Raw genomic sequence first — 3,180 nt, 5'->3', positions numbered from 1 at the left:
GCACCTCCACAACATCGCCCTCGCTGGATGACCCGAGGGGTCAGACGCTGAGCTGGCTGACTCAGCTCTTCGATCATTGCGGGACAGCCCTTAGGCTCTGGCCGACACCCACCTCCCAGCCGAGCGCCCCACGGAACGCCTTCGAGCCCAAAACCCCTCCCGGCGCCCTGTGACCATCGTGTAGGCGTCCGGGCCGAGAGGTGTCCCTCCCTGGGCTGCGGGGGCATCGCGGCGTGTGCTCTGCCGCAGCGGACGCGGCCGCATCCCGCGCGCCCGCTGTCACCGGTGGAACGGGTGTGCATGCCATCGATCTTCGTGGCAGACTGCGCCGACCACTGGCCGTGATCGGCCCGGTGTTCGTATGGGGAAGCGGGGAGTTGTGCGCAGATTCGGCGTGACGGCGGCGAGTGCCGTCATCCTGGTGTTGTCGGCCACGAGCTGCGGTGGGGGTGGGGGCGCCGACAGTACGGGGGCTGCTCCGGCGAAGCCGGCCAAGCAGGACGCGTCGGCTTCCGCCTCCCCGGCGGGCGGGCAGATCAAGGCCGTGTCGCAGAAGCAGGTGGAGAACGACGTCCGGTTCGCTACGCAGCCGTACGGCGATCTGACCTTCCTGGACCGCCCGGACGGCTCCTGCGCCGTGAGCGGCCTCGTGCCGACCCCGAAGGTCGCCGACAGCACGGCCATGAAGGACATCATCGGGCGCCTCAAGACACGCGGCTGGACCGCTGACGGCCCGCTGCAGACGATGTCCGACAACGACGCTGACGGAAGCGTCGCCTTCCTCACGTCGGGTACAGCGCGACTGCTGCTGGGAGCAGCCCCGATACCTCCGGAACTCAAGGAGGCCTATGCCCCGAACCAAGGAGAAATCACCATCGGGGTCAGCTGGACCTGCCAGGGCCGCTCCGCCACCCCCGGCCCTACCGCCTAGCCCCGCCCCGGCATGTAGACGGCGGAGCACCGGGGGCTGACCCGCCGGACCCACGATCCGATCAGCCTCGCGGGGCCGGGAGCTCGCCGGGCTTCACGTTGACACTTTCGATGTCGGTGGCCCCTGCCTTCTCGAGTTCGCCCCGTCGCCGGTCGGCGGAGACCCCGTCGTATGGGGAAGCGGGGAGTTGTGCGCAGATTCGGCGTGACGGCGGCGAGTGCCGTCATCCTGGTGTTGTCGGCCACGAGCTGCGGTGGGGGTGGGGGCGCCGACAGTACGGGGGCTGCTCCGGCGAAGCCGGCCAAGCAGGACGCGTCGGCTTCCGCCTCCCCGGCGGGCGGGCAGATCAAGGCCGTGTCGCAGAAGCAGGTGGAGAACGACGTCCGGTTCGCTACGCAGCCGTACGGCGATCTGACCTTCCTGGACCGCCCGGACGGCTCCTGCGCCGTGAGCGGCCTCGTGCCGACCCCGAAGGTCGCCGACAGCACGGCCATGAAGGACATCATCGGGCGCCTCAAGACACGCGGCTGGACCGCTGACGGCCCGCTGCAGACGATGTCCGACAACGACGCTGACGGAAGCGTCGCCTTCCTCACGTCGGGTACAGCGCGACTGCTGCTGGGAGCAGCCCCGATACCTCCGGAACTCAAGGAGGCCTATGCCCCGAACCAAGGAGAAATCACCATCGGGGTCAGCTGGACCTGCCAGGGCCGCTCCGCCACCCCCGGCCCTACCGCCTAGCCCCGCCCCGGCATGTAGACGGCGGAGCACCGGGGGCTGACCCGCCGGACCCACGATCCGATCAGCCTCGCGGGGCCGGGAGCTCGCCGGGCTTCACGTTGACACTTTCGATGTCGGTGGCCCCTGCCTTCTCGAGTTCGCCCCGTCGCCGGTCGGCGGAGACCCCGTCGTAGGCGACGGCAGAGGTGCGCGGGGTGCCGTCCGCATCAATCCAGGTGAAGCCGTAGCTCTGCATCGTGATCGTCGCACCGGCATGCGGGTAGGGATCACCGGCCACCGCGGCCTCGACGAGCAGATCGAGAAACGCGTCCGCGCCCTGCTGACCGAAACCGTTCACACCTACGGCCCGGGTGAGCTGGTCGGCGTCTCCTGCCTCGCCGACGGTCCCGGCTCCTGGTTCGCCGCAACCGTCCTCGACCCCGGCGGCCGCATCGAAGCCGTCATCCCCGCCACCGCCTACCGCGACCGCCTGCCCACCTGGCACCACCCCACCCCGACCGGAGGTCATCTCAGTGTTCCGCGCACGGGTACTCGCCGTTGCCCCGCTGGCTCTGGTGATGCTCGCCCTGTCCGGCTGCTCTTCCTGGGGCTGCACCGACACGACGGCGGAACGCGGTAAGGCCGGTGCCAGGGTGCAGGTCGTGGCCACGGATGGGCAGCCTCTCGGCGTCATCGCCGCGGTCGTTGACTGGAGCCTTGAGCCCCACCCGCAGGTGCCCTCCGAAGGTGACCAGGTCCACTTCCGCTTCCGCTTCGACGGCGCCGATGAATATTCCGACCCCGCAGTGGACGCCTGCGCGGTCGACAAGGAGCGCGTGACGTTGGGGTGTCAGACGGTTTCCTCGTCCCAGGCGTTCGGGTCGGCCGACGATCCCCTCACGGGCGACACCTGGCTCGCCGTCGAGCATCCTGAGCAGGTTGCCGAAGTGCTGTTGATCCCTAATGACCAGTCCTACGACCGACGCACCTGCGAAGTGGACATCAAGGACGGTGGCGGGATGCATCCTCCGGAACCACCCAGCAGAGGGGACCAGCTGTAGGGAGGCCAAGGCGGTTGAGCGCGAGGCACGGGCCTGCCGGCATCCCGGTGTGCGCTGTTTGGTGGTCTGGTTATGCGCCCCTCGCCCCGGTGCGACCTTGCTGCGGCCGCTTTGCCCCACGCCCTGGCGCCAGGGGGGTATGGCTCTGCCAGCCTCTTGAAGCACAAGGGAGGTGCCCGCCACGGCGTTGATGGTGTCGGTGAGCTCGGCGAGGGTGAAGGACGCCCCGCCCAGCTCGTAGGTGCGCGACTCGGTGCTCCTGGCGGTGACTGAGGTTTTCGGGTTGTCGTCGGGTGGTGACGGTTCATGATCCCCGCGGTATGCCGATGAGGTGAGGTATGCAGAGGGTGGGGCCTGACCGCTGAGCGTCGGACGTTTCGTGAGGGGATCCGGCTTCAGGCCGGCGAGAGGTTCGCGGCGGGCGAGAAGACGGCGGCGATCGCGAAGGATCTGCGGGTGAGTGTGCGG

At 69.3% G+C, this 3,180-nt stretch carries 4 protein-coding genes and 1 pseudogene; 4 read left to right on the top strand and 1 reads right to left on the bottom strand.

Annotated elements, in window-relative coordinates:
- Nucleotides 1–379: 379 nt before the first annotated feature.
- On the top strand, nucleotides 380–931 hold the full coding sequence (locus ACZ4V6_RS36445) for a hypothetical protein (protein WP_467835551.1): 552 nt from the start codon (nucleotides 380–382) through the stop codon (nucleotides 929–931).
- Between the two features lie 189 nt (nucleotides 932–1,120).
- Complete coding sequence (locus ACZ4V6_RS36440) at nucleotides 1,121–1,672, top strand: hypothetical protein (protein ID WP_467835551.1); 552 nt, start codon at nucleotides 1,121–1,123, stop codon at nucleotides 1,670–1,672.
- 61 nt (nucleotides 1,673–1,733) lie between these two features.
- On the opposite strand, the gene ACZ4V6_RS36435 is transcribed toward ACZ4V6_RS36440, so the two are convergent.
- A complete protein-coding gene (locus ACZ4V6_RS36435; RefSeq protein ID WP_467835549.1) occupies nucleotides 1,734–2,180 on the bottom strand; it encodes a hypothetical protein in 447 nt (148 codons plus the stop codon).
- Between the two features lie 49 nt (nucleotides 2,181–2,229).
- Between ACZ4V6_RS36435 and ACZ4V6_RS36430 the strand changes: the two genes are divergently transcribed.
- Together ACZ4V6_RS36430 and ACZ4V6_RS36425 are read left to right on the top strand one after the other, a co-directional pair.
- Nucleotides 2,230–2,712, top strand: coding sequence for a hypothetical protein (locus ACZ4V6_RS36430; RefSeq protein ID WP_467835554.1), 483 nt, complete (start codon nucleotides 2,230–2,232; stop codon nucleotides 2,710–2,712).
- A 354-nt stretch (nucleotides 2,713–3,066) separates the two neighbouring features.
- A pseudogene (locus ACZ4V6_RS36425) lies at nucleotides 3,067–3,180 on the top strand (IS630 family transposase); the annotation flags it as partial.

The sequence above is a fragment of the Streptomyces sp. NPDC029152 genome, assembly GCF_055564355.1.
This window is presented reverse-complemented; position numbering and strand designations above follow the sequence as displayed.

Coding starts and splice junctions, on each gene's coding strand:
- ACZ4V6_RS36430 (WP_467835554.1), top strand. CDS start 2,230: ATGCTCGCCCTGTCCGGCTGCTCTTCCTGGGGCTGCACCGACACGACG.
- ACZ4V6_RS36435 (WP_467835549.1), bottom strand. CDS start 2,180: ATGACCTCCGGTCGGGGTGGGGTGGTGCCAGGTGGGCAGGCGGTCGCG.